The organism is uncultured Gimesia sp. (assembly GCF_963972345.1).
In the GTDB taxonomy this organism is placed as follows: Bacteria; Planctomycetota; Planctomycetia; order Planctomycetales; family Planctomycetaceae; genus Gimesia.
In genome coordinates this window covers 1-26095 of record NZ_CAXAVM010000096.1, presented here as the reverse complement: position 1 = coordinate 26095, position 26095 = coordinate 1, and the positions used below count along the sequence as shown (strand labels likewise).

Annotated in this window: 15 protein-coding genes; 6 read left to right on the top strand and 9 right to left on the bottom strand. The window is 53.5% G+C overall.

Annotated elements, in window-relative coordinates:
* Positions 1-1342: SGNH/GDSL hydrolase family protein (locus tag AACZ40_RS16500; protein WP_339675070.1), on the bottom strand; the 1342-nt coding region annotated here is incomplete at its 3' end.
* A gap of 808 nt (positions 1343-2150) precedes the next feature.
* Between AACZ40_RS16500 and AACZ40_RS16495 the strand changes: the two genes are divergently transcribed.
* The 6 genes from AACZ40_RS16495 to AACZ40_RS16470 all read left to right on the top strand — a co-directional run bounded on the left by AACZ40_RS16495 (position 2151) and on the right by AACZ40_RS16470 (position 11954).
* Positions 2151-4130, top strand: coding sequence for a DUF1549 domain-containing protein (locus tag AACZ40_RS16495; RefSeq protein ID WP_291171081.1), 1980 nt, complete (start codon positions 2151-2153; stop codon positions 4128-4130).
* Between the two features lie 87 nt (positions 4131-4217).
* Positions 4218-5531, top strand: a complete 1314-nt coding sequence (locus tag AACZ40_RS16490; RefSeq protein WP_291171079.1) for a DUF1501 domain-containing protein — start codon at positions 4218-4220, stop codon at positions 5529-5531.
* A 271-nt stretch (positions 5532-5802) separates the two neighbouring features.
* Positions 5803-8490 carry a PQQ-binding-like beta-propeller repeat protein gene (locus tag AACZ40_RS16485; protein WP_339675067.1) on the top strand — a complete coding sequence of 896 codons (2688 nt, stop codon included), beginning with the start codon at positions 5803-5805 and terminating at the stop codon, positions 8488-8490.
* A gap of 205 nt (positions 8491-8695) precedes the next feature.
* A complete protein-coding gene (locus AACZ40_RS16480; protein ID WP_291171076.1) occupies positions 8696-9250 on the top strand; it encodes a hypothetical protein in 555 nt (184 codons plus the stop codon).
* A gap of 124 nt (positions 9251-9374) precedes the next feature.
* Positions 9375-11240, top strand: a complete 1866-nt coding sequence (locus AACZ40_RS16475) for a beta-propeller fold lactonase family protein (RefSeq protein ID WP_291171074.1) — start codon at positions 9375-9377, stop codon at positions 11238-11240.
* Positions 11241-11282: 42 nt separating this feature from the next.
* Positions 11283-11954, top strand: a complete 672-nt coding sequence (locus AACZ40_RS16470) for a thioredoxin-like domain-containing protein (RefSeq protein WP_291171072.1) — start codon at positions 11283-11285, stop codon at positions 11952-11954.
* 21 nt (positions 11955-11975) lie between these two features.
* On the opposite strand, the gene AACZ40_RS16465 is transcribed toward AACZ40_RS16470, so the two are convergent.
* The 8 genes from AACZ40_RS16465 to AACZ40_RS16430 form a co-directional block, all read right to left on the bottom strand.
* Positions 11976-13601: a sodium:solute symporter gene (locus AACZ40_RS16465; RefSeq protein ID WP_339675062.1), complete on the bottom strand. Its 1626-nt coding sequence runs from the start codon at positions 13599-13601 to the stop codon at positions 11976-11978.
* Positions 13602-13611: 10 nt separating this feature from the next.
* Positions 13612-14739, bottom strand: coding sequence for an Ldh family oxidoreductase (locus AACZ40_RS16460; protein ID WP_291171068.1), 1128 nt, complete (start codon positions 14737-14739; stop codon positions 13612-13614).
* Between the two features lie 101 nt (positions 14740-14840).
* On the bottom strand, positions 14841-16256 hold the full coding sequence (locus AACZ40_RS16455; RefSeq protein ID WP_291171066.1) for a DUF1501 domain-containing protein: 1416 nt from the start codon (positions 16254-16256) through the stop codon (positions 14841-14843).
* 67 nt (positions 16257-16323) lie between these two features.
* A complete protein-coding gene (locus tag AACZ40_RS16450) occupies positions 16324-19665 on the bottom strand; it encodes a DUF1553 domain-containing protein (RefSeq protein ID WP_339675059.1) in 3342 nt (1113 codons plus the stop codon).
* 329 nt (positions 19666-19994) lie between these two features.
* Complete coding sequence (gene pheT, locus AACZ40_RS16445; RefSeq protein WP_291171063.1) at positions 19995-22448, bottom strand: phenylalanine--tRNA ligase subunit beta; 2454 nt, start codon at positions 22446-22448, stop codon at positions 19995-19997.
* A 55-nt stretch (positions 22449-22503) separates the two neighbouring features.
* Positions 22504-23487, bottom strand: coding sequence for a phenylalanine--tRNA ligase subunit alpha (gene pheS / locus AACZ40_RS16440; RefSeq protein ID WP_291171062.1), 984 nt, complete (start codon positions 23485-23487; stop codon positions 22504-22506).
* 317 nt (positions 23488-23804) lie between these two features.
* Positions 23805-25214: a DUF1501 domain-containing protein gene (locus tag AACZ40_RS16435; protein ID WP_291171060.1), complete on the bottom strand. Its 1410-nt coding sequence runs from the start codon at positions 25212-25214 to the stop codon at positions 23805-23807.
* A 53-nt stretch (positions 25215-25267) separates the two neighbouring features.
* Positions 25268-26095, bottom strand: an 828-nt coding sequence (locus tag AACZ40_RS16430) for a DUF1553 domain-containing protein (RefSeq protein WP_339675057.1), incomplete at its 5' end; no start/stop codon positions are given.

Genomic DNA, 26095 nt, shown 5'->3' with positions numbered 1-26095 from the left:
GTTGATTAATCCATTTGGCGCTGCCGTGCCCTTCTCCACCGGTCACCAGTCGCTGATACCCGCCGCCCGGACAGATCACAATCGCGGCGCCATTCCCTTTTGCCGGTCGATGCACGGTGATTTTGGCGTCTTCCTTTTTGAAACGCTCCCTGTCAATCGGTGCCTGACCGTTCCACAACAACAACTCTTCTGGGGCCAGGCTGGTCGCTTCTGTCGAGACTGTCACCGTCGGCGGAACGAGCAGCGCTGATAAGACCTGTGCGTAAACACGATGACCGAAATCATTCGGATGGTTCACGCCGTTACCGGTCAGATCCCAGTCCTGTTTCTGCTTGAGAAACTCGGTCCAGATCGAAGTCATATCCGCCAGCGCGACTCCCGGCTCGCAGAGTTCGGCCAGCGCATCGCGGTACTGGGGAAACAGTTCATGTTTGAGCCGCACCCAGTCCTTGTTACCCAGCATGGGAGCGACGAGAATGAATTCGGCTTCCGGCAGTTTCTGGCGAACCTGTTCCATCAGGGCTTTCGTATTGGCCTGATATTCTTTTGCAGAGCGACCGGCAGAATCGTTCATGCCAAACGCGATGATCACCAGATCGGGTTGCGGCGCGACGACCTGCTCCACTTCGGTCAACGCCCAGCGTGTGTCTTTGCCTCCCACCGAAGGATTCGTCACGTTGACCTTCGTCTGATACTGTTGCTCCAGATGCTGCTGCAGCAGTTCGAGAAACGCCGGTTGAAACGGTGCCTCACCTGCCCAGCCCGAGGCATTACAGCCGGTGGAGATACTGTCTCCCATCAATACGATGGAAACCGGTTTCTGGTCGCGCAGCTTGTTTATCGTGCGTGGCAGCGATTTCTCATCAAAGGTCGGCACAATCTTCTGCCAGTCGACCGGTGCGTGAGTGTAGGTGATGCTGGTCTGCATGTTGTGATATTCGAGTTTGCCGCCAAAGAAGATCTCACCATTCCCGTCGCGGTGCGTCAGTTTATGTCGCTGTGAATCATCGGGGCGGCGCAGGTCAGCCGGCGTTTGTGAATTGATTCTCGAATTCGCAGTCAGAAAAATTTCCTGCGTACCCGGATTCCAGCAATAGTCGCGGCATTCCTCATAAGTGATGGTCCCCGCGGAATTGGTCACCTGCAAAACTTTGTCAATCGGAAACAGCACCGAAGCTTTTGCGACACCGGTTTGCGGATCCTTAATAAACAGCACCGATTCCCCCCGCATCGTATCCCCCTGCCAGAACGGCTGCAGCAACTCCGGCTGATAGTTCCACTTGCCGGCAGCAGGATCAGCAGCGTTCGTGAAGCCTGACAGCATCAGGAATCCGATTGTCACGACAGAACATGCACACCAGGATCTGTCGACTTTGCATGCAGAAATGGAAAACCGACCGTTGATTCGAGTAGGGCTGTTCACAAAAAACCTCCGATTGAGCTGCCTGGACGAGGATCACGCTGTTACAATAAATGCGTCCTGCATTGTACCGCGTTCGATTTTGTTTGTCTGCTGTTGAGAAAAAAATGCCGAAAACGGAACTGAAACCACCCGTACCTGCTCTCGAGATTTGTGATGTGAAAAGGATTTTTATACCTCTTCATTCATTCCGGCATTCCGGATTGAAAGTAATAAATGAGATTCGATTGACCGAGTTTTGAAAATACGGGAGTAAGGCCCCTGGTGCATTCTACAGGCTTCTCAGGGACAGACTTCACAGAGACAGACTCGTCAGTCCTTGCGGTGCGGCTAATCTATCATCGCGAATGCAGATCCGATGATTTGAATGAGGGTGCTGCGTTTGCCTCGGAAGTTTTGACCCGTATGACCTGAGCCGTTTCTTCTTCAAAATTTTGCAGCGATGCGCGCAGCGTCATTCCCCTTCCGGTTGTTCGTCGATCCTGCTCCGTTTTCAAATGAGAAATCGGCGACGGAAATGCCCCGCAACCCCGTCAGACGCCAGTAGTTTTTTGTACCCTTATCTGAGCAAAAAACACGCGGGTTAAGATAAAATTAATCTGCTTTACATTAGTTTTTACTGTTGCGTTTTGTATAGAATATGAGACACAGGTCCAGCCTGTCACTTCTCTTGCAGTCTGGTACGCTGTCATCTCTGAACAATTCAAGGAACGACTCTGGGAGTTATTGCATGTCAGGAAACCAAATCGGTCGCCGCGGTCTGATTGCGCGGCACTGGAAGTTAAGCAGTTGTTGTATTGCCGCTTTTGCGTTCATCGTTTTCTCCAGCCTGCCCGATTCCGAGGCAGCACCACGCCGAAAACCCGCAGCCAAAAAAGCCGCACCCAAAAAAGAAGAACCACTCCCGCCACGATTCACGGTCAAATCCAAACCGGTCAGCACGACCAAACTGATTACCGCTATCAAATCGGCTGAAGAAATCGACAAGCTGGTCGAAGCCAACTATCGGAAATACAAAGTCGAACCCAACCCGATGACGACCGACGAACAGTTCCTGCGTCGCATCTATCTCGACATCACCGGCACGATCCCGACTTACCGCGAAACAAAGTACTTCCTGGCATCACGCCATCCCGACAAACGCAAGATGCTGATCGACCGCCTGTTGAACAGCGATGGTTACGCCAGCCACTTCTACAATTACTGGGCCGACGTACTGCGTTACACCGACCGCCTCAATAACAACGTCGATGGCTCTCCCTATCGTCAGTGGATCAAACAGTCGCTGGCTGAAAACAAGCCCTGGGACAAAATGGTCAATGAAATGATCACCGCAGAAGGCCTGATCTGGGAGAATCCCGCCACCGGTTACATGCAGCGTGATTCCGGCATGCCGCTGGATAACATGAATAATACCGTGCGGATCTTCCTGGGAACCCGCATCGGCTGTGCCCAGTGCCACGATCATCCCTTTGATCGCTGGAAGCAGAAAGAGTTCTACGAGATGGCCGCCTTCACGTTCGGTTCCTCAACTCGTGCCAGTGGCCGCGACAAACGGTTCTACACCGGAGAGGATCCCAACAGCCGCCTGCGTAAAGAATACGTCGAACTGGATCAGGAAGAACAGGATCGTCGTCGCAACCAGGGCCGGTTCAACCGCATGATCCGAGTGAACATGATGGTCGTACACGACAATAACCGCAAGATCCAGTTGCCTCACGACTATGCTTATACCGATGCCAAACCCAAATCGGTTGTTGCACCTAAAACAATCTTCGGCAAACCGGCTGATATTCGCAGTGGGGAAACACCCCGCCAGGCATTTGCCCGCTGGATGGTCGCGGAAGACAATCCCCGGTTTGCACTGACCATTGCCAATCGTCTCTGGACACAGGCCTTCGGACGCGGTCAGATTGAACCCGTCGACGACATGATGGACAGCACGGTTGCAGAAAATCCCGAACTGATGAAACATCTCGAATCAGAAATGAAACGTCTGAATTTCGACATGAAGGAATACCTGCGGATTCTGTTCAACACCAAAACCTACCAGCGACAGGCTTCCACCGAGGATGTCCCGCTGAGTGAACTCTATCACTTTCCCGGTCCGGTTCTGCGTCGCATGACCGCTGAACAGGCCTGGGATTCCTTCCTGACCATCGCCGTCGTCGATCCCGAAGAATACCGGGAACTGCCTGCGGAAGTGGAAAGCGAAATCATTTCGGTCGACCTGAATAAAGCCACCGCGCAGGAGGTCCTGGATGCCGATGAAAAGAAACGGGAAGAAATTGATCGCACGCGTTACAAGCGGGAAAAGAAGTACAAGTACAAAGGCCAGCTGCTGGCACGTGCTTCCGAGTTGCCCTCACCGGTATCTCCCAGCCACTTCCTGCGTACCTTCGGTCAATCCGATCGTGAACTGATCTCGGCTTCCTCCGATACCGGTTCCGTGCCACAGGTGCTGTTCATGTTTAACGGACCGGTGACTCACATGATGCTGGAAAAAGGTTCCACAATCTATAACAACGTGATTGAGCAGAAAACCATCAAGGATGGCGTCGATGTCATTTTCATGACGATTCTCAGTCGTCGTCCCGATGCAGACGAAACAAAAATCGCCCTGGATGAGATCGAGACCAATGGCCCCGCGGGTTACGGTAACGTGATCTGGTCGCTCGTGAATACTCGCGAGTTCCTGTTTATTCAATAACACGACACCGGCTCCCCCCCGTTGATCGGCGGGGGCCGGTTCTTTAAATATCACATACGGTTCACATAATAAATAAAAGGCTATCAGATGAGAGAAATCTTTACCAAACTCGACGGAGTAGGTCGGCGGCAGTTTCTGGAATACGCTGCCAAATCCGCCCTGGGCGTCAGCGTTCTGCCCGTCTTCAACAACATGCTGGAAGCGGCTCCTGCTAAAAGAAGCAAAGGAGCAAAAGGCACTCCCGTCAACGGCAAAGCCAAACGCCTGATCTACCTGTATATGGCAGGTGCCATGACTCACCTGGACACATTCGACCTCAAACCAGGCCATGCGAACCAGGGCGAAACCAGGGGGATTAAAACCAGCGTCCCCGGTGCCCAGATCAGTGAGCATCTTCCCACACTGGCAGAAGAGTTTGACAAGATGGCCGTCATCAATTCCATGTATACCGAAACCGGCGCGCATGGCCCTGGTGAATACATGATGCGGACCAGCTACAAAGAAATCGCTTCGACCCGGCACCCCTCCATGGGGCCGTGGATCCAGCGTTTCCGCGGACGTCAGAATAAAAATCTGCCCGATACCGTTCTCATCAGTGCGCCCGCCCGACACCCGAGTTCAGGATTTCTGGATCCTTCTTACAGCCCCCTGCCGATTGGTGACCCCAATCGAGGGCTCGAAAACACAGATACTCCTGCCTACCTGTCTGACAACACGTTTGAAAAACGCATTGATCTGATCAACAAGTTCGACAAAAAGTTTCAGACCCGGTTCAAGAATAAAAATGTCCTGGCTTATACAGACTTTTATTCTCAGGCCACCAGCCTGCTTTCCAGCGATGAACTGAAAGCCTTCGACCTGAATGAAGAAAAAGCGGAAGACCGTGATAAATACGGCCGCAATTCCTTCGGCCAGGGCTGTATGCTGGCGCGACGCCTGGTCGAAAACAATGTTCGCTGCGTCGAAGTCAACTTTGGTGGCTGGGACATGCACCGCGATATTTACGACGACGGCATTCTACCCAGCCGCACAGGCATTCTGGATAAAGCACTGGGCAATCTGCTGAAAGACCTGTCTGAACGGGGACTGCTGGATGAAACTCTCGTCGTCCTCACGACGGAATTCGGTCGTACTCCTGTCATCAACCAGAACGGGGGCCGCGATCACCATCCCGGCGTCTTCTCAGCTGCCCTGATGGGGGGCGGCATCAAGGGAGGTCGGTTCTATGGTAAGTCTGACAAAGCAGGACACAGCGTGGATGCTGACGGCGTACTCCCAGCTGACTTCAACGCCACCATCGCTTCCGCTTTGAACCTGCCACTGGACAAGGAAATCTTCTCACCCGATGGTCGCCCTTTCAAGGTCGCCCACGATGGGGAAGCAGTCACCAGTCTGTTCTAAAACAGAACGGATTCCAATCAGAATTCCAAACGGCTTCCCCTCCCGGAAGCCGTTTTTTTATTATCAGTATTCTTAAAATATATTCACCGTTCTCAGCGAAAAACCCGGAAAATGGTAGACTCCCAAAATTAAGCCGTCTATGATCAATATGTGAATTCATTGATATGAAATTGAAACGTCCTCCCCCAATGCGACGTTGATTCACAAAGACAGACCGAGTATCCGACCTTGCGTCCCGCCAGTTTTTCCTCAAAACCGCAGACTGAGTAAGATGATGATGATACCAGCCCGCCACTGTTTTTGTTGGTTTCAGGTCTTCCTGTCGCTGACATTCTGTTGTTCCCTGGCTCACGCGGAAGAAAACTGGACGCAGTTAAAAGGAGACAGCCAGCGATCGGGCAATGCCGCCGGAATCTCCATTCAGACGCCACTCTCGCTGGCAGCCGCTGTTCCCTTGACCGATGGCATCTATACCTCGCCGGTGGTCAGCCAGGGAAACGTTTTTGTCATTGACGGCGCCGGCGTGGTCTTTGCAATCGAGGGGCAGTCGGGCAAAGTCCTCTGGAAATACGCGACCAAAGGGGGGCCGGGGAACTGCAACAACGTCGCCTCTCCGGCCATCATCGAGAACTATCTGCACGTCGGCACTGCCGCCGGTTATTATTATGTCTTCGATCTCAAAACCGGTGACGTCGTAAAAGAACTCGACTGCCGGGAACCGATCTTCTCTGCCCCGGTCGTCAACAAAGGCCGCGTCTACTTCGCCACCCTGGGCGCCCAGGTCTACGCCGTCGAACCCGCTGGCAAAGTCGTCTGGACGTGGGACTTTGTCAAAGAAGTCGTGGATTTCGATGGCAATCGCTGGAGCGGCGAGGACTGGCTGAAACACCGCAAGGACCGTGTCACCTGGAAGGATCACTTCGTCTGTTCGCGCGATATCTGCCTGGCCGGTGATTCCCTGGTCATCCCCGCCGGCGGACGTACTATCTTCCTGAAAGATACGGGATCCGCCCCGGAGCTGCAGGTCGTCGGGGAAATCCCCAAGTATGCCGGTGCGGAATTTCCCGCCACCTTTGGTCAAAGCGCCGATGCCGCCGGCAATGTCTTCGTGCAGTGGCATCGCCGCGATAACGCAGGTCGCGTCGAAGTCATGCGGCTGGATGGCGACAAAATCAAAGCGGATTACATCCAGGGCACACAAACTTCCATCCGCGATCCCGGCCTGCTCGGCTTTGCCTCGGTCAGCATTCGCGGCAACGATGTCTATCGTGTTCGCCCCGAAGCCGGCCTCGGCCTGGTCCGTCACACGATCGACGCAGAGACCACCGACGTCCTTTGTGAAGCGCCCTCCATCTGTCCGCCGGTTATCACTGAGAACCACATCGTCTATGGCGGTCTGGATGGCAGCCTGTATGTCGTCTCGCTCACAGATCAGAAAACGACCGAATTCAAAACCGCCTTCAACGCCCCGATTACTGCACCGGTCGCGATTGCCGATCAGAAAATTTATGTCCCCTGCGAAGACGGTTACCTTTACATTCTGAATGCCGACGGCTCAACACCCGGCACGCAGGCCGCGCTGCCAGAGCGGGACCTTGAGATCTGGAAGATTCGAAATCCCATTACCGGCCCCCTGGCGAAACCGGAATTCGACTGGTACACCAACTACGGCGATTTCGGCGGCACCAACGCCAATGCCCAGTGGTTGAAACCACCACTGCGGATGCGCTGGGCACGTCGTCTGGAAGGCACCGTCAAACATCTGCCCGTCTGTGGGGGCGGTCGACTTTATACGCATACCGCCGAAGGACAGATCATCGCCGTCGAACAGGATACCGGCCGTATGCTCTGGAGACGCTATTGGCCCGACGTCTATCTCTCATTTACTTCGCCGCTGTATATCGATGGTAAACTGCTGATTCCCCAGGCGGGGATCAAGAAGTCCGTCATGCGCTGCCTGGATGCCGCAACCGGGGATCTGCTCTGGGAAGCACCCTTCACCGGTTCTCCCAGCTGGAGCAGACAGTTTCCCCCCGTTGTCTCAGGCAACATCGCCATCTACGCCTCCGGTTCCGGGGAATACGCGGCTCAGGGGACAGAGAAAGCCTTCACGTTCGGCGGTAAACCCGCAGTCACTGAAGATGGTCGCGAAGTCATGAGCTGGATTTATTCGAACGACAACCCTTACTATCCCCGGGATCACCGCCCGCGGATCTGGGCCTGGGATCTCGATACCGGCAAAGTCGTCTGGGAGAAAGACTTCTCCGAGTACGGTCGTGGCGGCAATGATTGTGGCATCGCCATTCTGGATGGCAAACTGTATTACTCCACCTTCTTCGGCTACGCCAGCAGTCAACGGAAACGCCGCGGCTTACCCGTCGAAAACAACGGGATCACGGCCTGCCTCGACCCGAAGACGGGGGACGTTGTCTGGCTGACGAACAAGTATTATGTCACATCCAAATGCACGCTGAGTGCCCGCGACGGACGCATATACATCGGTGGATACAACCGCGCCAATGAAGACACGCAGGACCGATTTGTCTGGTGCCTCGACGCGAAAGATGGTTCGCTGGTCTGGCAGTCCGACGCGGTTACGTCGGCTCTCAATGTCGTCACGGTCGGAAAGGATTATATCTTTTCCAATGCTCTCCGCGGCAAAGGTAACGTGTTTGATCACAAAACAGGTAAAGTCGTGAACAGTATCGGCCATAACTATGCCTGCTGCCGATTCACACTCTCCGAGCCTTATGTACTGGGAGCCAATATGGATATGATTGATTTATCCGACGATGGCAAACTGGTTTCCACGGGCCCCGCGATTGACTCGCGGGAGTGTCTGGGAGCCGTCGTTTCCAACGGGCGGATTTTTTATACATCCCAGGCCAGCGGTTTTATTGTCTCTCAGACCTACGGGGAAGCTTCGAAAAAACTGCCTGCTGTCTGGGAACGCCCCTGATGAGAAAAGTTCCCGATTCACAAGTTGACTATTTCAAACGTGAAGAAACAATGAAGTGACGTCGCCGTGTATCCCGAGATTTTTGGCTCGTGGGTTTGCACTGCTGTTTCACACAATTTAAAATTTACCGATACGTTAGTATTAACGTATCATCTGCATCCCGCAGAACACTTTTTGTCACGTATAGGAATTTGAGGAGAAATACATGAAAAGACTGCTTACACTCTCAGTCGCGTTGATGTTCGTTGCAGCCAGCTCATTCAGCTCAGCAGCTGAAGTCGAATCTGGTATTAAAGTCGGCGGAAAACCCGGTGCGTATACAGTCAATGATTGTACGGGCCCGAACGCTGGTAAATCACTCTGTTATCGCTGCAGCTATGGCAAACGACCTGTAGTGAATATTTTCACTCGGGACATGAATGGCGATGTTCAGGACCTGATCACTCAAATTGACGCCAAAGTCGGCGAAAACCGGGATCAGAAAATGGCTGCATTCGTCGTGCACCTGACAGATGATGCTGACAAATCCAGCGATGAACTGAAAAAAGTTGCTGACAGCAAAAAAATCAAAAACACTCCCCTGACCAACTACGAAGGTGAAGCTGGTCCTGCTGCTTACAAAATTTCCAAAGACGCTGACATCACCGTACTGATGTGGGTCGATGGACAGGTAAAGGTCAACCACGCTTTCAAGAAGGGTGACCTCTCCAAAGACAAAATCTCTCAGATCGTGAACGAGACTTCCAAGATCTTGAATTGATTGATCGATGAGATTGCTTTTTTAAAGTAGAAACCGACCCCGCTTACCCCGACTGGTGAGCGGGGTTTCTACTTCCCACCTGAAATGTCCCAGACGAATCTACACAGTACCAAAAGGGGTTTGCATGTCTCTCAGTGTCAGGTCCGTTCGCCCTGTTCTCCAGGCAGCACTCGTTTTATGTTCGAGCCTGTTGATCATCACTCAGCATACCTCCGCCGGCCAGTCTAACAGCCTGCTCGATATTTCCGCCGATGGCAAACTGCTGGCCTGCTCTAACCGAGACAGTGGCTCAGTTACCATCGTCGATCTGAAATCCCGGAAAAAACTCCACGAAATCAAGGTCGGCAAACATCCCGAAGGGGTCTCCTTCGTGGGAGACAGCCACCAGGTCGCAGCCGCCATTTACGATGAAGACCGCATCGTCTTCCTCAACGCCGACTCCGGCAAACAGACCGGGCAGACCGAAGTTTTCGACGAACCCTATGGCGTGGTTTCCACAACGGACGGCAAACGCATCTTTGTGACACTCGACTATCCCGGTCGCATTGTTGAGATCGACCCCGCGACAAAAAAAATCATCCGCGAGTTCTCATCGGGAAAGCACCTGCGAGGCATCGCCGTCTCCGGTGATAACCAGAGCCTGTTCGTCACCGAATATTATTCCGCGCTAGTCCGCCAGGTGGATATCAAAACCGGTGAAACCGTCGACGAATGGCCGGGCGGCAGTTCCGATAACCTGTCGCGTCAGATCACGCTGCACCCCCGCCGCGCCAAAGCCTATCTGCCGCATATTCGCTCGCGCATTACCGTCGCTCACGGTGCCGGCTCGATCTTCCCCATCGTTTCCATCGTCGACACGCAACCCAAAGAAGGTAAACGCCGCCGCAAAATCCCGATGGACTCCTTTCGGGGTGCCCGCGTTACCTGCAATCCCTGGGATACCGCCATCACTCCCGACGGAAAAACATTCTTTGTCGTCTTTGCCGGAACCGACGATCTGTATGTCAGTAATGTAATTGATGACGATTACCGCGAACTCACATTCCGCGATTCCATCAATGTCGGAGCAAACCCGCGCGGCGTACGCGTCTCTCCCGATGGTAATACTTTTTATGTTTACAATGCGCTCGACTTCGAAATCGTTGCTTACGACACGCACTCACTCAGTCGACTCGCCACGATCAAAGTCACGGAGAACCCTTTAAGCGAGGAAGTCCTGCTGGGCAAGCGCCTGTTCTATACGGCACTGCAACCCATGACGAGCCGCCTGTGGATCTCCTGCGCCAGTTGTCATCCTGACGGACAACCCGATGGAAAAACCTGGCATAACCCCGAAGGACTCCGCAATACCCAGTCACTGGCCGGCATGGCCTGGACCCACCCCATCCACTGGTCGGCTGACCGCGATGAAGTGCAGGACTTCGAACACACGATCCGCGGCCCCCTGATGCAGGGCAAAGGTCTCGTACGCGGCAAACTGCATGAATCATTAGACAAACCCAACAAAGGTTTATCAGAGGCCCTCGATGCGATGGCCGCTTATTCCAATACACACGATTTCACACTCAGCCCGTATTCCAAAAACGGTTTATCCTCCGCCGCCCAGCGGGGACGTCAGCTGTTTTTCTCGAAGCAGACCCAGTGTGCCACCTGCCACTCTGGTCCTTTCCTGACTGATTCGGTTCCCTCCGAAACAATTACCAGGCACAACGTCGGCACCGCCGTCGATAACCCGGGTGAAAAAATGGGGCCTGAATATGACACCCCCACCCTGCTGGGTATTTACCGCACCGCCCCGTATCTGTCTCACGGCAAAGCCCAGACACTCGAAGAAGTTTTAACAACTTACAATCATGATGATCAGCACGGCAAAACCAGCCAGCTTTCCAGACAGGACATCGCCGACCTGGTGGAATTTCTGAAAGCACTTCCTTACGAAGACCCGGTACCACAGGCCAATGCCGCCGGACTGATCAAAGTCACGAATTAACTTACCCCTTTGGAAACTCATTTACCTGGAAATAATAGAAACATGTCGCCTCAAGTCCCCTGCATTTTCGGTTTGCTCTTCTTATTTTTTGGTTGCAGCCAGGAAGGCAGCACAGCCGATACTCCCGTTGCACCGGATGCTCCCGCCCCGTCAGCGGCTACTGCGGAAAAACAGGCTGCCACAAAAAAACAGGACCCCGCCATTCCCGGGGCACCAACGTTTGAACGGGACGGCGTCACTGCCCAAATCGCCAACTGGGACCAGCTGCAGGAATTTATCGCCGGGCAGGACGGTAAAATCGTCGTCGTTGATCTCTGGTCCAGCTGGTGCGAACCCTGTCTGCGTGAGTTTCCGCACCTGGTCGCGCTGCAGAAGAAGTACCCGGAGAACGTCGTCTGCGTATCCTTCAACCTGAATTACGATGGCAGTAAAGATTCGCCTCCTGAATCCAGCAGCGATGAACTGATGGAATTTTTCACAAAGCACAATGCCGACATCGTCAACCTGATATCCAGCACGCCCGATGAAGATCTCTACCAGAAACTTAATCTCGCCGCCATTCCCGCCGCCTACGTGTATGGCACCGACGGGAAGCTGCAGAAACGCTTCGACAACGAAACCCTCGCGTACGGCCAGGAAGGTTTCAATTACGAAGAACACATCACCCCTTATATCAAGGATCTGCTCGAGCAGTCACAGAAGCCAACCGAATAATCACGCTTCGCTGATTGCTGATTATGCAAACGTCCAATAAATCCCTGACATGATTCCCGCCAGCAGAATCGCTATCAGTCGCGGATCGGTGATTCCAGACAGGGGTTTGAATACGATTTCTTTTAACGGATTTTGCCAGCACATCATTCTGATCTGATCTTCAGACGGAGGCGGAGTCAGCAGACTGACTGCCACAAACACCACCGAGCAGATCACAAACAGCCACCAGGCCTGCAGCAAAAACGGTATACCTAAATCTTTTGTGATCATTTCGAAACCAAAATCGAGCACAAAAGTCAGTCCGCCCAGCAACGAACCAATAATCAAAGTCGCCAGCGAAGCCTGGGCGGTCCCACGTTTCCAGAGAATGCCCCAGATGAAGACGGCTGTGATAGGCGGCGCCAGGCAGGCAATCATGCTGTTCAATCCGGAAAAGATGCTCTCAAATCGACTCCCCATGGTCGACCACCCAATCGCCAGGATCATCACCACGACCGCGGTAATCCGCCCGACAATCACCAGTCGGGCGTCACTGGTTTCCGGTTTCAGTTTTTTTACGACATCAATGCTGATCAGCGTCGCCGTGCTGTTTAATGCTCCGGCAATCGTACTCATCAATGCGGCCAGCAGACCGGCGGCGACCAGCCCTTTTAAGCCTTCTGGAATCAGTTCCTGAATCAGAACCGGCAATGCTTTATTGGAATCATCGCCGATCTGATCCTGAAATAAGACATAAGCGAGCACGCCGGGAAAAACCATAATCAGTAACGGCAAAACTTTAATGAAGCCGGCGAACAAAGGTCCTGCCTGTGCATCCTGAACGGTTTCTCCCCCCAGAACCCGCTGCACAATCGTCTGGTCCGCACACCAGTACCAGATTCCCAGAACCGGGTAGCCCAGGATGAAAGCATGCCACGAATATCCGCCGCTTTCGTGCAACATACTCATATGTTTTTCAGGAAGCGCGGCACGCAGTTTCGTAAACGAATTGATACCCTGTTCATTCAAGGCACCAGCTGCGAAGTAAGTCACCGCGATCGAACCAATAATTAACAGTACCGTCTGAATCGACTCGGTAATCACCACTGCTTTCAGACCACCGACCACGGTATAGAGTGTCGTAATTGCTGAGATCACCAGTACAGAAGTAATAACGTCGATTCCGAAAAACTCGTGAATCACGGTCGAACCCGCATACAGTGTCATGCCGATGTGAATAAACAGGGCTGCCACCACACCCATGATCGCCAGCATAATTCGCGAGCCTGCACTGAAACGCTGTTCCAGATAATCGGGCAACGTGACCAGTCCACTGCGATGATAGATGGGTGCAAAAATCAACCCCAGTAAAATCAGGGTAAACGCCGCCAGGCATTCAAAATTACCCACGACCAGCCCCACGCGATAGCCGTCGGCGGCCAGGCCGATCAGATGCACGGTGGAAATATTCGTGGCAAATAACGACAGCCCAATCGTCGGCCACTTCAGGGAACGACCCGCCAGAAAATAACTGTCGACGGTCTGCTTCTGCTTCCGACTGACAAACAATCCCAGACCGGTAATCAAAACCAGGTAGGCGACAATGATTGCGGAATCGAGAACAGAAATATTCAGTTGATTGGCAGCCAGCAGGAAGGGCGCGTTCATAAAGAGGCAATCACGTCAAGGATTCGGTGGGCGAGACTTCTACTTCTGAAGAACTTTCTTCTTCGCAGATTTGTTCCGTAGTTTCCAGCGGAGGCAGACCACTGGCGGAAGCCAGCTGGTTAAACTGGTTAATCAAACGCAGTCCCACCGGAATTCCCGACTGCAAACGCTCGGCTCGTGTTAATGACTCAGGCTCGCCCGGGTAGTAAACCTTCCCCCCCGCTTTCAGAGGCTTGACCGCTCCCCAGCGTTGAATCAGTTCCTCAATGCGTTCCTGAAACGATTCCACTTCGGTAAATCGGCTGATATCGATTGCACCCACGAAACCGCCGAGTAAACGTCGCTGCGACAGATCACCGTACATTTTAGGGATATCCGGCCCGATCGGGGCACCGCCCAGCAGGGCACATAAAACATCGATCATTAAGCCCAGGCCAGAGCCTTTAAAGCCACCAAAGGGAAACAGCGCTTTCACTTCATTGGGGTCTGTGGTTCCCTTGCCATTCGCATCCAGGGCCCAGTCGCCGGGAATGGAAACCCCTTCCGTTGCCGCATTCGCAATCGTATTCCAGGGAGTGATGCTCGTGGCCATATCCAGGCACAGGGATTTCTGATTTTTACCGGGAGCCGTAATACAAATCGGATTCGTTCCACAAAATGGCTCTGCCCCGCCGTGCGGAGTCACCATCGGATCCACGTGCGTGAACACAAAACCGATCATCCCGGCCCGGGCAATTCGCAAGCCGTAATAGGCCAGTGCCCCGCAATGCGAAGAATTGCAGATCGAAACCCAGCCGGCTCCGGAACCCTTTGCGAGTGCAACCGCATGGTCGGCAGCTTTCACCATCGCCAGCTGTCCCAGGCCATGATCGCCGTCCACCCGACCCACGGCATCTCCCAGCGGTTCCCATTGCATTTCCGGTCGGGGCTGAATGCTCCTCTGCCGAATGCGTTCCAGGTAGTGCGGCAGTCGCGCCACGCCATGCGAATCAATTCCCCGCAGGTTCGATTCCACCAGGGTATCGGCAACCAGGTCCGCATCGTGTTCATTCAAATTCGCTTGCAGCAGCAGTTGGAGACAGAACTCCTTCAGGTATTCAGGCTCGATCAGAGCACTCTCAACTTCGATCTGTGGCAAAAGTCACCTCAACTTATCATGAATGTGACACATCCTTCAATGTGGCACGGAACTCATTTCGACTCAATCAGGGTAGTGAAGAAAGGTCATCAACTCCACTCTCAGGCAAACAGATCATACATCACTTCACCATGCACGTCCGTCAGACGGAAATCACGACCGGCAAATTTGTAGGTCAGCTTCTGATGATCCAGTCCCAGCAGATGCAGCATCGTGGCGTGCAGGTCATGGACATGAATTTTATTCTTCACCGCGTAATAGCCGTAATCATCTGTGGCACCATATTGCAAACCCGCTTTAATACCACCGCCGGCCATCCACATCGTATATCCCTGCGGATTATGATCCCGCCCGTTTTCTCCCTGGCTGACAGGCGTCCGACCAAATTCGCCTCCCCACAGGACAAGCGTATCTTCCAGCAATCCACGCGACTTCAGATCTTTGATCAGGGCAGCGATGGGCTGATCCACTTCCATACAGTTCCGGGGCAACGCCGATTTCAATCCGGAATGTTGATCCCATTTGTAGCTGTGCGTAATCTGCACGAATCGCACGCCCCGCTCCGCAAAGCGGCGTGCCATCAGGCACTGACGTCCAAAGTTTTTCGTGATATCCTGATCCAGACCATACATTTTCTGCGTGGCCTCTGATTCATCACTGATATCCTGCAACTCGGGAGCCGCCATCTGCATCCGATAGGCCAGTTCGAAGGAATTGATGCGTCCCTCCAGATCCGCATCCGGGCCGGAATCTGTCAGATGCTCTCGATTCATCTGCTGCAGAAAATCCAGTTCCTTACGTTGAATCGAATAGGGCACACCACTCTTATTGCTGATAAACGGAATCAGCGCACGATCCGCGGGGATACTGGCATTTCCGATCGGCGTCCCCTGGAAGTCCGCCGGCAGAAACGAAGAACTGTAAGCGTTCACACCGCCGTGGGTCAGAGTCGGACAGACGGTAATAAAGCCGGGCAGATCCTGATTTTCAGAGCCCAGCCCATAGGTAATCCAGGACCCCATACTGGGTCGCACAAACGTGTCACTGCCGGTATGCAATTCCAGCAGTGCCCCACCGTGCCGCGAGTTGGAACCATACATCGAATTAATGATACACAAGTCATCGACACAACCTGCCACATGCGGAAAGAGTTCACTTACCCAGGCACCACTCTCGCCGTGCCGTTGGAATTTCCAGGGAGATCCCAGCAGGTTGCCGGTTTGTGCCGAAAAGATCTTAGGCTTGTCGAATGGCAGGGGTTTGCCGCTGTCTTTCTGTAATTGAGGCTTGTAATCGAACGTATCCATATGCGAAGGACCGCCGTGCATGAATAGAAAAATCACGCGTTTCGCCTTCGGCGTAAAATGCGGCTGCGGCTCAAAGGGTGTCTGGCCCGCCTGACTTTTCCCACCCAGCAATGCCGCCAGGGCCAGACTGCCAAAGCCGGCAGAGCTCTGCCTGAGCATATCCCGACGAGAAATTCGTGCCGGTCCCAGATTGGTATTCCAGTGATTCATTGAGCCATCCATTCAATTCGGATTCGAAACAATACGGAAGTAAGCAACGCTTAGACTGTGATGCATTCTAGTTAACAAACAGAAACTCGTTCGAAGAAATCAGCACCCGGCACAGACTCTGCCAGGTCAGCTGTGTTTTTTCTTCCTGCGGCAGTTCCAGCGCGTCCAGTTCCCCGCGATACAACTTGAGGTATTCCAGTGCCCGTGACGTCTCCTCTTCTGTCGCAGGTCGGCTGAAAACCCGTTCGTAGATCAGGTTGACTTTTTCGGGCGGATCCAGGTGCGTCTGGTGCATGATCTGCTCTGCAAAAACGCGGGTATTTTCCAATATGAATTTGCTGTTCATCATGAATAACGCCTGCGGCGCAACCGTGGTATGCGTCCGGTCTCCCGACAGCACACTGGGATCGGCAAAATCAAAGGCCTGGAGAACTTCATATAATGCACTTCGGACAATTGGCAGATAGACCGAGCGACGATTCGTATCGTAGACCACCGGATTGACGTTGCTGGTACTCGTCACATATTTTCGATTTTCGACTCCCAGCATCGATCCCCCCATTTCCAGATCGAGTTGACCGCAAACCGCTAGAATGGAGTCTCGAATCGCTTCTGCCTCCAGGCGTTTCCGGTTCATCCGCCACAACAGACGGTTTTCAGGATCACGCTCTGCCAGCTTCGCATTGTAAGCCGAACTCATCTGGTACGTGGACGAGAGCATGATCATTCGATGCAGTTCCTTGATGGACCACCCCTGCTCGACAAACTGTACCGCCAGCCAGTCCAGTAATTCAGGATGCGTGGGACGTTCCCCCAGTTTTCCAAAATTATCCGGGGTCCTGACCAGCCCTTCACCGAAATGCCAGCGCCAGATACGATTCACCATCACGCGTGATGTCAACGGATGCGAGCCACTGGTCAACCACTGTGCCAGTTGCAGACGGCCGCTGTGTTGATCATCAATGGGAGTCTGATCTTCCCCCGCAATCACCTGCAGAAACTGGCGGGGAACTTCTTTCCCGAGCGTAAAGTGACTCCCGCGCAGATGAACTTTAATATTTTCCGGATTCTGATCCGAAACGGCCATCGCCGTCGGATATTCAGGCAACGCCTCTTCAAGCTTTTGCTTGTCGTCACGTTGTGCTGTCAATTTCTCTTTCAGATCGGCGGCATAGTATTTTTCTCGATCCGAGGGCAATGCAAACACTCCTTTTGGATCACTTAACAGTATGCGAAACGCTTCGCGCTCCGCATCAGGCAACCCTTGAGCCTGTTTACCGGCTTCCGTCTGCTGATACGCTTCCCATTCCTGCTCCACTTCCTGGAACAGGTTCCCATAAAGTTCGACTGCTTTGAGCACCCGCTCTTGCTCAGGCAGATCATTCAGCCCCTCGAATCGTTGATTCAGCTCACTTAATGTTTCAGGTACGGAACCGGTTTTGATCAACTCATTCCAGACGCTCAGCGGAGATGCTTTTTCTCCTGATCCCTTTTTAAGATACTCGGCCCACTGCATCGTCAGGCTGCCCACGAGTGTCTTATCGGGAACGGAGATCGTCGAAAGAATCCCCCCTGGTTCTTTCGTCGTGGTGCGAGGCCTGGCGATTAACAGCTTATCAATGTGGGGAAACGGAATTTTACTTTCCAGCCGAACGCGGTTTTTACCCGGTTCAAAAGTGTAGAACCCTTCCACCTTCCATTGCTGGGACTTGGGATACCAGCTGCCGGTCACTTCCCCCGCAGCGTCTTTTTTCACCAGTTCACCGTTAATCGACAGTTCCACCGGACGCGCCTGGGCAGCCGCATAACGGATTTCAAACTGGTAACGACCTGCCTCGGGAACTTCGATCTCGTATTCAGCAATGTTGGGTAAGGTCCCGTTGTTATAGATGACGCCAATGCCTTCCCCATAGCCGGTTGAAGCTTTTTTCACATTACCCGTTTGAAAGTCTTCGGCTTCCACCACCTGGGCGGACTGCCGCTGATACGCACCCGGGTCAGCACCAATGGGACCAGTCGCTTTCAGCATCTGATCCGTATGATTCTTAATCGAAGCCGCCAGCAGATAGGCAGAGGCCCGCTTTCGCTCTTCGTTTAAAAACTGTTCGTCTCCCAGTTTGACCAGGGACTCAATTTCCGTGTCCAGTTTTGCAATCTGCTGCTTCTGCCGGTCCAGTCCCTGAATCTGATCTTTTGTCGCCAAGGTACGTTCCTGCCAGCGGGCGACCACTTTGAAATTCTCCATGGTCTTCGTGCTTTTGAAGATTCCCGCCAGCGAGTAATAATCTTCAATTGGGATCGGATCGAATTTATGTGTATGACAGCGGGCACATCCCAGTGTCAGTCCCATGAAAGTCCGACCTACGGTATCCAGTTGTTCGTCGACGATGTCCATCTGCATTTTGGCTTCATCATCTTCAGCCAGCATTTTGGCACCAATCGAGAGAAAGCCGGTCGCCGTAATTTTTTCCAGCCTCTGATTCGCTCCGGGCTGATCCGCCAGGATGTCGCCCGCCAGTTGTTCCTGCACAAACTGATCAAAGGGCTTATCCTGATTAAAAGCGGCAATCACATAATCCCGATAGCGGAACGCATTCGCATACGAAAGATTTTCATCAAGGCCATTGGAATCTGCATAGCGTGCGACATCCAGCCAGTGCCGCCCCCAGCGCTCCCCATAGCGAGGCGATGCCAGCAGGCGATCAATGACTTTGGCAAACGCGTCGGGAGAACGGTCTGCCAGAAAGGCTTCGACTTCCTCCAGCGTGGGCGGCAGTCCGATCAGATCGTACGTCGCACGTCGAATCAGCGTCTGCCTGTCGGCACGCGTCGCTGGTTCTCCTCCCGCCTCTTCCAGCCGTGCCAGCACAAACTGATCCAGGGGTTGCTGGGACCATTTCTTGTTTTGTGTTTCCGGAATCTGCGGCGCGCGGGGAGTCTGGAACGCCCAGAACTCTTTTTCCGCTTTCGTAAATAAAGGGCCTGACGAAGCTTCAGCTTCTTTTCGCAACTCTGAAACCGGCTTCGCATCAGGCCAGTACGCGCCCGCCTGCACCCACTCGATCAGATCGCTGATTTCTTTCTGGCTCAGCTTGTCCTTAAGAGGCATATGTAACTGGCCGCTATGCTGGACGGCACTGATCAACAGACTTTCTTTCGGTTTTCCCGGCACCAGTGCAGGACCACGTTCCCCCCCGCGGATCAACTCTGCCAGTGAATCCACGCGTAAACCGCTCTCGACCGAACCTTCGCTGTGGCAGTCGTAACAACGGCTGATCAGCAGCGGTCGGATACGCTTCTCAAAGAATTCCGCTTTCTTCAATTCCGCTTCTGCAGCGGGCACGGGACGCAGCGCAGTCAGGCTGACAATTAAACTCAATCCCCAAAATAACAGGAGCTGTTGTTTCATTCGTCTACTTCCGGATGAGCACGTGTGTCTGAAGTAACTCTCTACTTACCAACGTCTTTCTACAGGTAGAATGCGGATGAAACTGCACCAGGCAGCCCCTCACACAAAGGATTATATATTATATATAATCAGATCACAGATTCAAAGTCAACCACAGAATGCCAACAGATACCGACTTTTAAGAAATGAGTCCTTCGGGGCAGATTTATATGAATCAGCCAGAAATCGTTCCTCACATATTGTTCGCTGTGCCACAAACCAGGCGTAAAAAAACACGCCCCGGTATCGAGGCGTGTGATTTGATTCTGAGAGAAACACTCAGCAGCAGCTTAACGCTGTACAACGCCGTATTCGGAATGCAGCTGTTTCACCACATAATCCATCAACTGCTGTGCTTCCCCGGATGTCAGGGTATGCAGCGCATCACGGAACAGCATGCGAATCGTCAGGCTCATCGCCCCTTCCCCTACACTTTCGCCAGAGAAGGTATCTACACAGATCACGCTCTCCAGTTCCGGCTGCAATGCAAAATCCGCACCAGCGTCTTTACGCGGTTCCGTTTCCAGATTTTCGACCGCAGCTGCGAATGCCTTTTCCAGTGAAGTTTCGATTTCGGCATAATGCAGATCGCTGGGAACCACGATCGAAATATCGCGGGCAATCACCTGCGTCCGCGCCAGTCCTTTGAACAGGCCAGGCGGTGACTTCACGGTAATCAACGTCGTCAGATCCAGTTCGAACCCATACAGTGGAACGCGCGCCCGGTCTTTAATACCCAGCGTATCCAGGTCAATCCGTCCCAGCGCCCCGATGCGCTGATCGCTATGGCTGATCACGGCAAACTCTTCACCGCGATATCCGTTTGCCGGCGTATCGCGGGCAAACGTGCAACCATCCACATTCAGATGTGAGAGCAGATTCTCGACCAGCCCCTTGGCACGCAGGAAATCAATGTCTTTCTCCGAGGCAATCCAGGCGGAATCGTTAACCGGCCCTCCCAGTACGCCGCCCAGCATCCAGCGTTCATCAATTTCATCGTTCTGTCGGAACGTGCGATCGACTTCGAAAAACCGGAAGCTGCTGGCACCACGCCTGGCATTGCGCTCGGCGACTTCAATCAGGCTGCCGACCAGGCTCTGACGGAGCGTTGTCATCTCTTTGGAAATCGGGTTCTGTACCTGAATCGCATCCCCGGGCCACTGGCTGAAAGCGAGGGCAATCTGTTCGGTCGTTAAGGGGGGAGTGCGGCATTCCAGAAAACCGTTGCTCGTCAGAAAACCGGCCACACTGTTTCGCAGTCCGTCGGTATCTGAAACACGCCCCTTGGTGGTCGTCGCCATCATCGGTTTCATATCGATGCTGTCATATCGCAGCAGGCGGGCCACATCTTCTGCCAGCACGACTTCATTGTTGACGTCGACACGCCAGGTCGGAACAGAAACCGTGAGATCATCGTCGACCTTCATATCCAGACTGGTCAGACAGTCTTTAATCTGTGCGCCACTGATGTCTGCTCCCAGAATCTTTGAGACACGCGCGGCACTCAAGGTGAACTGTGTTGATTGTTTGACACTCGGATAGCTGTCCGTCACGGCAGAAGCAGGACGGGCCGCTGACAGGTCTGTTTCCTGCAGCAACTCGGCAGCGCGATTGAAGGCACCACTCAACATGCCATTCGGATCGGTGCCCCGTTCGAAGCGATACGAAGAATCCGTGCCCATCCGCAGTTTGCGGGCCGAGGTACGAATGCAGACCGGATCAAAACAGGCCGCTTCCAGCAGAATCCGTTTGGACTCGGTCGTGGTCTGCGAATCCCAGCCCCCCATGATCCCGGCCAGCGCGATCGGTTTTTCCCCATCGGCAATGACCAGCGGTTCGTGCGTCGCATCCACTTCCGCTTCATCCAGCAGCTTGAGTTTTTCTCCATTCCGAATGCGGCGGACTTCGATCCTGTTTCCTTTCAACGAATCGAAATCAAACGCGTGCAGTGGCTGTCCCCATTCCAGCATGACAAAGTTGGTGATATCCACCACATTGTTGATCGGCCGCAAACCCGCAGTCTGCAAACGACTCTGCAGCCAGTGGGGCGAAGTCCGCACCTTCACGCCATCAAACACCTGGCAGGCATACCGCGAACAGAGCGACTCATCAGCGATTTCGACGGTGACCGCATCACCCTTACCGGCCTGCGAATTCAATTCGCGAGCACTGGGATACTTCAGCTGCATACCCAGCACGGCGGCCACTTCGCGGGCGACACCAATCATCCCCAGGCAGTCGGGGCGGTTGGGCAACACCGAGACTTCGACCAGCGATTCCTGAATTGGTGAGACGGCAGGCAGGCTCGCTCCCAGCATGGCTTCATCTTTGAAAACCTGTAAACCGGTTGAGCGGGCTATCAGCCCCAGTTCACCGTCCAGGCAGAGCATGCCCTCTGACTTGATGCCTTTGAACTTGCCTTCGCCAATCAATGCACCACTCGGCAGCTTCGTACCGGAAACCGCGACAGGTACGCCCCAGCCAGTTTCAACGGGATGCGAAGAGGCACAGACGATAGTTATCAACTTGCCTTTGGCAATTTCCACCTGGCACTCATACAACGCGCCGGTATCACCCAATGGCTTCTTCTCGCGAATAAAACCAATGCGGATCGGCTCCAGTGCCTCGGCCAGATGAAATTCTTCTTCGACTTCCAGGCCGACGGTCATGAAGGCGTCGAGCAGTTCCTGTTCTTGACAGTCTGACGCCAGGTAATCGCGCAACCAACCAGTATTAATTCGCATCGTTCTCTCTTCTTATGCCAGAAAATTCGTGCCAGGTTTTACCAGGAAAAGTGGATTAAAACTGACGCAAAAACGCTTCTTCATTTTCGTACATCAGCCGGATATCACTGATCCCGTGTCGAATCATCGCCATCCGGTCCAGTCCCAGACCAAAGGCGAAGCCCTGCCACTGTTCCGAATCCACGCCGCCGGCCTGCAGCACTTCGGGTCGAATCATGCCGGCTCCCAGGATCTCCAGCCACTTGCCGTTAAACATCACATCCACTTCCGCACTCGGCGTAGTGAACGGGAAGTAACTGGGGCGGAAACGCAGCTGCACATCTTCGCCAAATAAAGCACTCGCCAGCTGATACAGAACCCACTTCAGATCGGCAAAGCTGATATCCTGATCGATGGCAATCACGTCCAGCTGATGGAAAATCGGAAAATGCGAAGCATCGATTTCATCACGACGGTAACAGCGTCCCGAAGTCATCGCCCGCAGCGGGGGTGGCCCGAACTGTTTCATGGCCCGGGTCTGAAAAGCCGAGGTATGGGTGCGTAACACATTCCCGACGGTGGTATAGAATGAATCGTGCATATCCCGCGCGGGATGCCAGTCGGGTGTGTTCAACGCATCGAAGTTGAAGAATTCCGTTTCGACTTCGGGATAATCATCGTAGCGAAATCCCAGGCCGATCAGGATCGATTTCACTTCTTCCATCGTCGCCATCAGGGGATGACGATGACCGGGCAGAGAGCGTACCCCCGGCAGAGTCACGTCGATGGCGTCAATTTGAGGACCGGTTTTTTCGCTGGCTTCAAGCGCTTCTTTTTTCTCGGTCAGCGCGGTCTGGATACTCTGTTTGACGGCGTTTAGTGTCTTACCAAACTCCCGTTTTTCTTCCGGCGATAATGACTTCAGCTGCTGCTGCAGTGATTTCAGCTTTCCCTTTTTTCCCAGGTACTGGACCCGCACTTCGTCCAGTTCCGCAAGAGTTTGTGCCGCCGCGATGCTCTCCTTGGCGGCTTCTACCAGCGCGTCATTATTGTCAGACATTTTGATTCTTCAGATGTTTGAATATTCTGTTTGTGGATTGAGTACTCTACACGAGATCAACTCGCTCATATCTCAAGGATAGACAACGAGTTGCGCGCAAAGACAGCCTGAGGCCGGGATTGTAACTATTCCCGCAGCATTCTGCAACTACGCCTGCACTCGGTTAACTGCCCCTGCATCCGAAGCCCTGAACAGCTTTAAGTTTAGCGAGATCAGGGGGTTGCACAGAAAAAGAACAGCCCCCTTATAGAGCCTGACAGTCTGTCGGCATCACAGGTTCTCGTCAGTGATTTTCAAAGAGATAAGGTCGCAGCGAATCAACCTTTGAGAATCTCGGTAACCACTTCGCCGTACACATCGGTCAGCCGGAAATCACGACCTGCATAACGATAGGTCAGCCGTTTATGATCCATGCCCATCAGATGCAGCAGCGTGGCATGCAGATCGTGGATATGAACTTTATCGCGGGTCGCGTAGTAACCGTACTCATCGGTTGCCCCATGCACGTGTCCCTGTTTGACACCGGCTCCGGCCAGCCACATGGAATAGCCCTGGGGATTATGATCGCGGCCATTTGTTCCCTGCGCGATGGGGGTCCGTCCGAACTCGCCTCCCCACACCACCAGGGTATCTTCCAGCAGTCCCCGCTGCTTCAGATCCGCCAGCAGGCCGGCAATCGGCTTGTCGACCATTTTTGAATTCCGTTCATGACCGTTTTTCAAGCCACTATGCTGATCCCATTTATTATTCCCCAGCGCGACTTCAATATATCGCACCCCGGCTTCGGCAAAGCGACGTGCCATCAGGCACTGGCGACCGAAGTTTTCGGTTGTTTTGTCATCGATACCATACAGTGCCTGCGTCTCTTTGGTTTCCGAATTCAGATCCATCAGCGTGGGAACCTCGGACTGCATCCGAAATGCCAGCTCATACGAATTGATCACGCCTTCGATTTCGTTATCGACCTGGACCTGTGCCAGATGCCGTTCGTTCATCGCCTGTAACAATCCCAGCTGTTGTCGCTGTTGACTGACCGACGAACTGTTGTTGGCCAGAAACCGGATCTGTGCCTCCCGGGCTGCGGTGTCGGCATCACCAATGGCAGTTCCCTGGTAGACGGCGGGCAAAAACGCGCTGCCGTAATTTCGCACGCCCCCATGTCCCCGCGAAGGACAGATCGAAATGAAGCCGGGCAGATTATTGTTCTCGGTTCCCAGACCATACACCATCCACGAACCGACAGAAGGCCGCACCAGGCTGTCCGAACCGGTATGCAGTTTCATCACTGCCTGACCATGCGACTGACCATTCGTGTGCATCGAATTAATGACGCACAGATCATCGGCGTGTTCGGCGACATTGTCAAACAACTCTGAAATCCACAGTCCGCTCTCGCCCCGCTGCTTGAACTTCCAGGGAGATTTCATCAGCCGCAGGTTTTCCTGGGACGACTTCTCAATGTTCTTTGCCGCCTTGAACGGCAGTCGCTGACCATCTTCTTTATTCAGACGGGGTTTGTAATCAAAGGTATCCACATGACTCGGGCCGCCGTGCATAAACAGGAAGATCACCCGTTTGGCCCGCGGTTCAAAGTGCGGTGTCTTTGACATCAACGGTGACTGTGATTTCAACGCAGCTTCCGCGCTCAAACCGGCCAGCGCCATGTAGCCAAAGCCGCAAGCCGAGGATTTTAACATCTGACGTCGTGAAAAATTGCGAGCTTCCATAACAGATCAATCTTTATTCAAAGTCACATGAATACGGAGATTCACGCTGAAATTCAGTTCAGAAAGCGAAATTCGGTCGACGCAAACAGGATCTGGCAATACGAGGCCCACGCTTTTTGCTCCGCCACTTTCGCGTCAGAATTCTCTTTCCCATTCTGCTGCTTGAGAGCATCGATATACTGCACCGCTTCGGACTGCTCGGCTGTCGTCGCTTCCCGGCCCAGGCAGGCCAGGTACAATTCTGAGACACGCTGGCGATCACTCTGTTTTGAGTCTGTTAACAGTTTTGACGCGGTCTGCTCCGCCTGCGAAACCACGAACGGGCTGTTCATCATAAACAGCGCCTGGGCAGGCACGGTCGTCGTCGGACGGTTGCCCACCAGCATTTCCGGAGCCGGGAAATCAAACACGGTCAACGCTGCCGGCACATTGCCCCGTACGATCGGCAGGTAAATACTGCGCCGAAATTCGGACGGATTCTGCTCCACCTTCTTATTCCGGTTCGGGCTGATGGCCTGCTCTGGATAATGGGCTACCGAAGAGCCTCCCTGCTGCAGATTGAGTTTGCCTGAAATCGAGAGGACGGCATCACGGATTTTTTCTGCTGACAGCCGCCGACGATTCATCCGCCACACCAGGTGGTTGCCTGGATCTTTCTGGTAACGTTCTGCGCTGAAGTCGGAACTCAGGCGATAGGTATTGCTGACCATGATCTCACGGATCAACGTCTTTATCGACCAGCCTTCCGCCACGAACCGCTGTGCCAGGTAGTCCAGCAGTTCCGGATGCGTAGGCTGCTCGCCCAGGTGACCGAAGTTATCGACGCTGCGGACCAGTCCGTTTCCAAACAGATGTTTCCAGATCCGATTCACCATCACACG

Bases quoted from the DNA above. Each gene is read 5' to 3' on its own strand.
- pheS (WP_291171062.1), bottom strand. From the start codon at position 23,487: ATGTCTGACAATAATGACGCGCTGGTAGAAGCCGCCAAGGAGAGCATC.
- AACZ40_RS16485 (WP_339675067.1), top strand. From the start codon at position 5,803: ATGATGATGATACCAGCCCGCCACTGTTTTTGTTGGTTTCAGGTCTTC.
- pheT (WP_291171063.1), bottom strand. From the start codon at position 22,448: ATGCGAATTAATACTGGTTGGTTGCGCGATTACCTGGCGTCAGACTGT.
- AACZ40_RS16465 (WP_339675062.1), bottom strand. From the start codon at position 13,601: ATGAACGCGCCCTTCCTGCTGGCTGCCAATCAACTGAATATTTCTGTT.
- AACZ40_RS16470 (WP_291171072.1), top strand. From the start codon at position 11,283: ATGTCGCCTCAAGTCCCCTGCATTTTCGGTTTGCTCTTCTTATTTTTT.
- AACZ40_RS16475 (WP_291171074.1), top strand. From the start codon at position 9,375: ATGTCTCTCAGTGTCAGGTCCGTTCGCCCTGTTCTCCAGGCAGCACTC.
- AACZ40_RS16455 (WP_291171066.1), bottom strand. From the start codon at position 16,256: ATGAATCACTGGAATACCAATCTGGGACCGGCACGAATTTCTCGTCGG.
- AACZ40_RS16490 (WP_291171079.1), top strand. From the start codon at position 4,218: ATGAGAGAAATCTTTACCAAACTCGACGGAGTAGGTCGGCGGCAGTTT.
- AACZ40_RS16435 (WP_291171060.1), bottom strand. From the start codon at position 25,214: ATGGAAGCTCGCAATTTTTCACGACGTCAGATGTTAAAATCCTCGGCT.
- AACZ40_RS16450 (WP_339675059.1), bottom strand. From the start codon at position 19,665: ATGAAACAACAGCTCCTGTTATTTTGGGGATTGAGTTTAATTGTCAGC.
- AACZ40_RS16495 (WP_291171081.1), top strand. From the start codon at position 2,151: ATGTCAGGAAACCAAATCGGTCGCCGCGGTCTGATTGCGCGGCACTGG.
- AACZ40_RS16480 (WP_291171076.1), top strand. From the start codon at position 8,696: ATGAAAAGACTGCTTACACTCTCAGTCGCGTTGATGTTCGTTGCAGCC.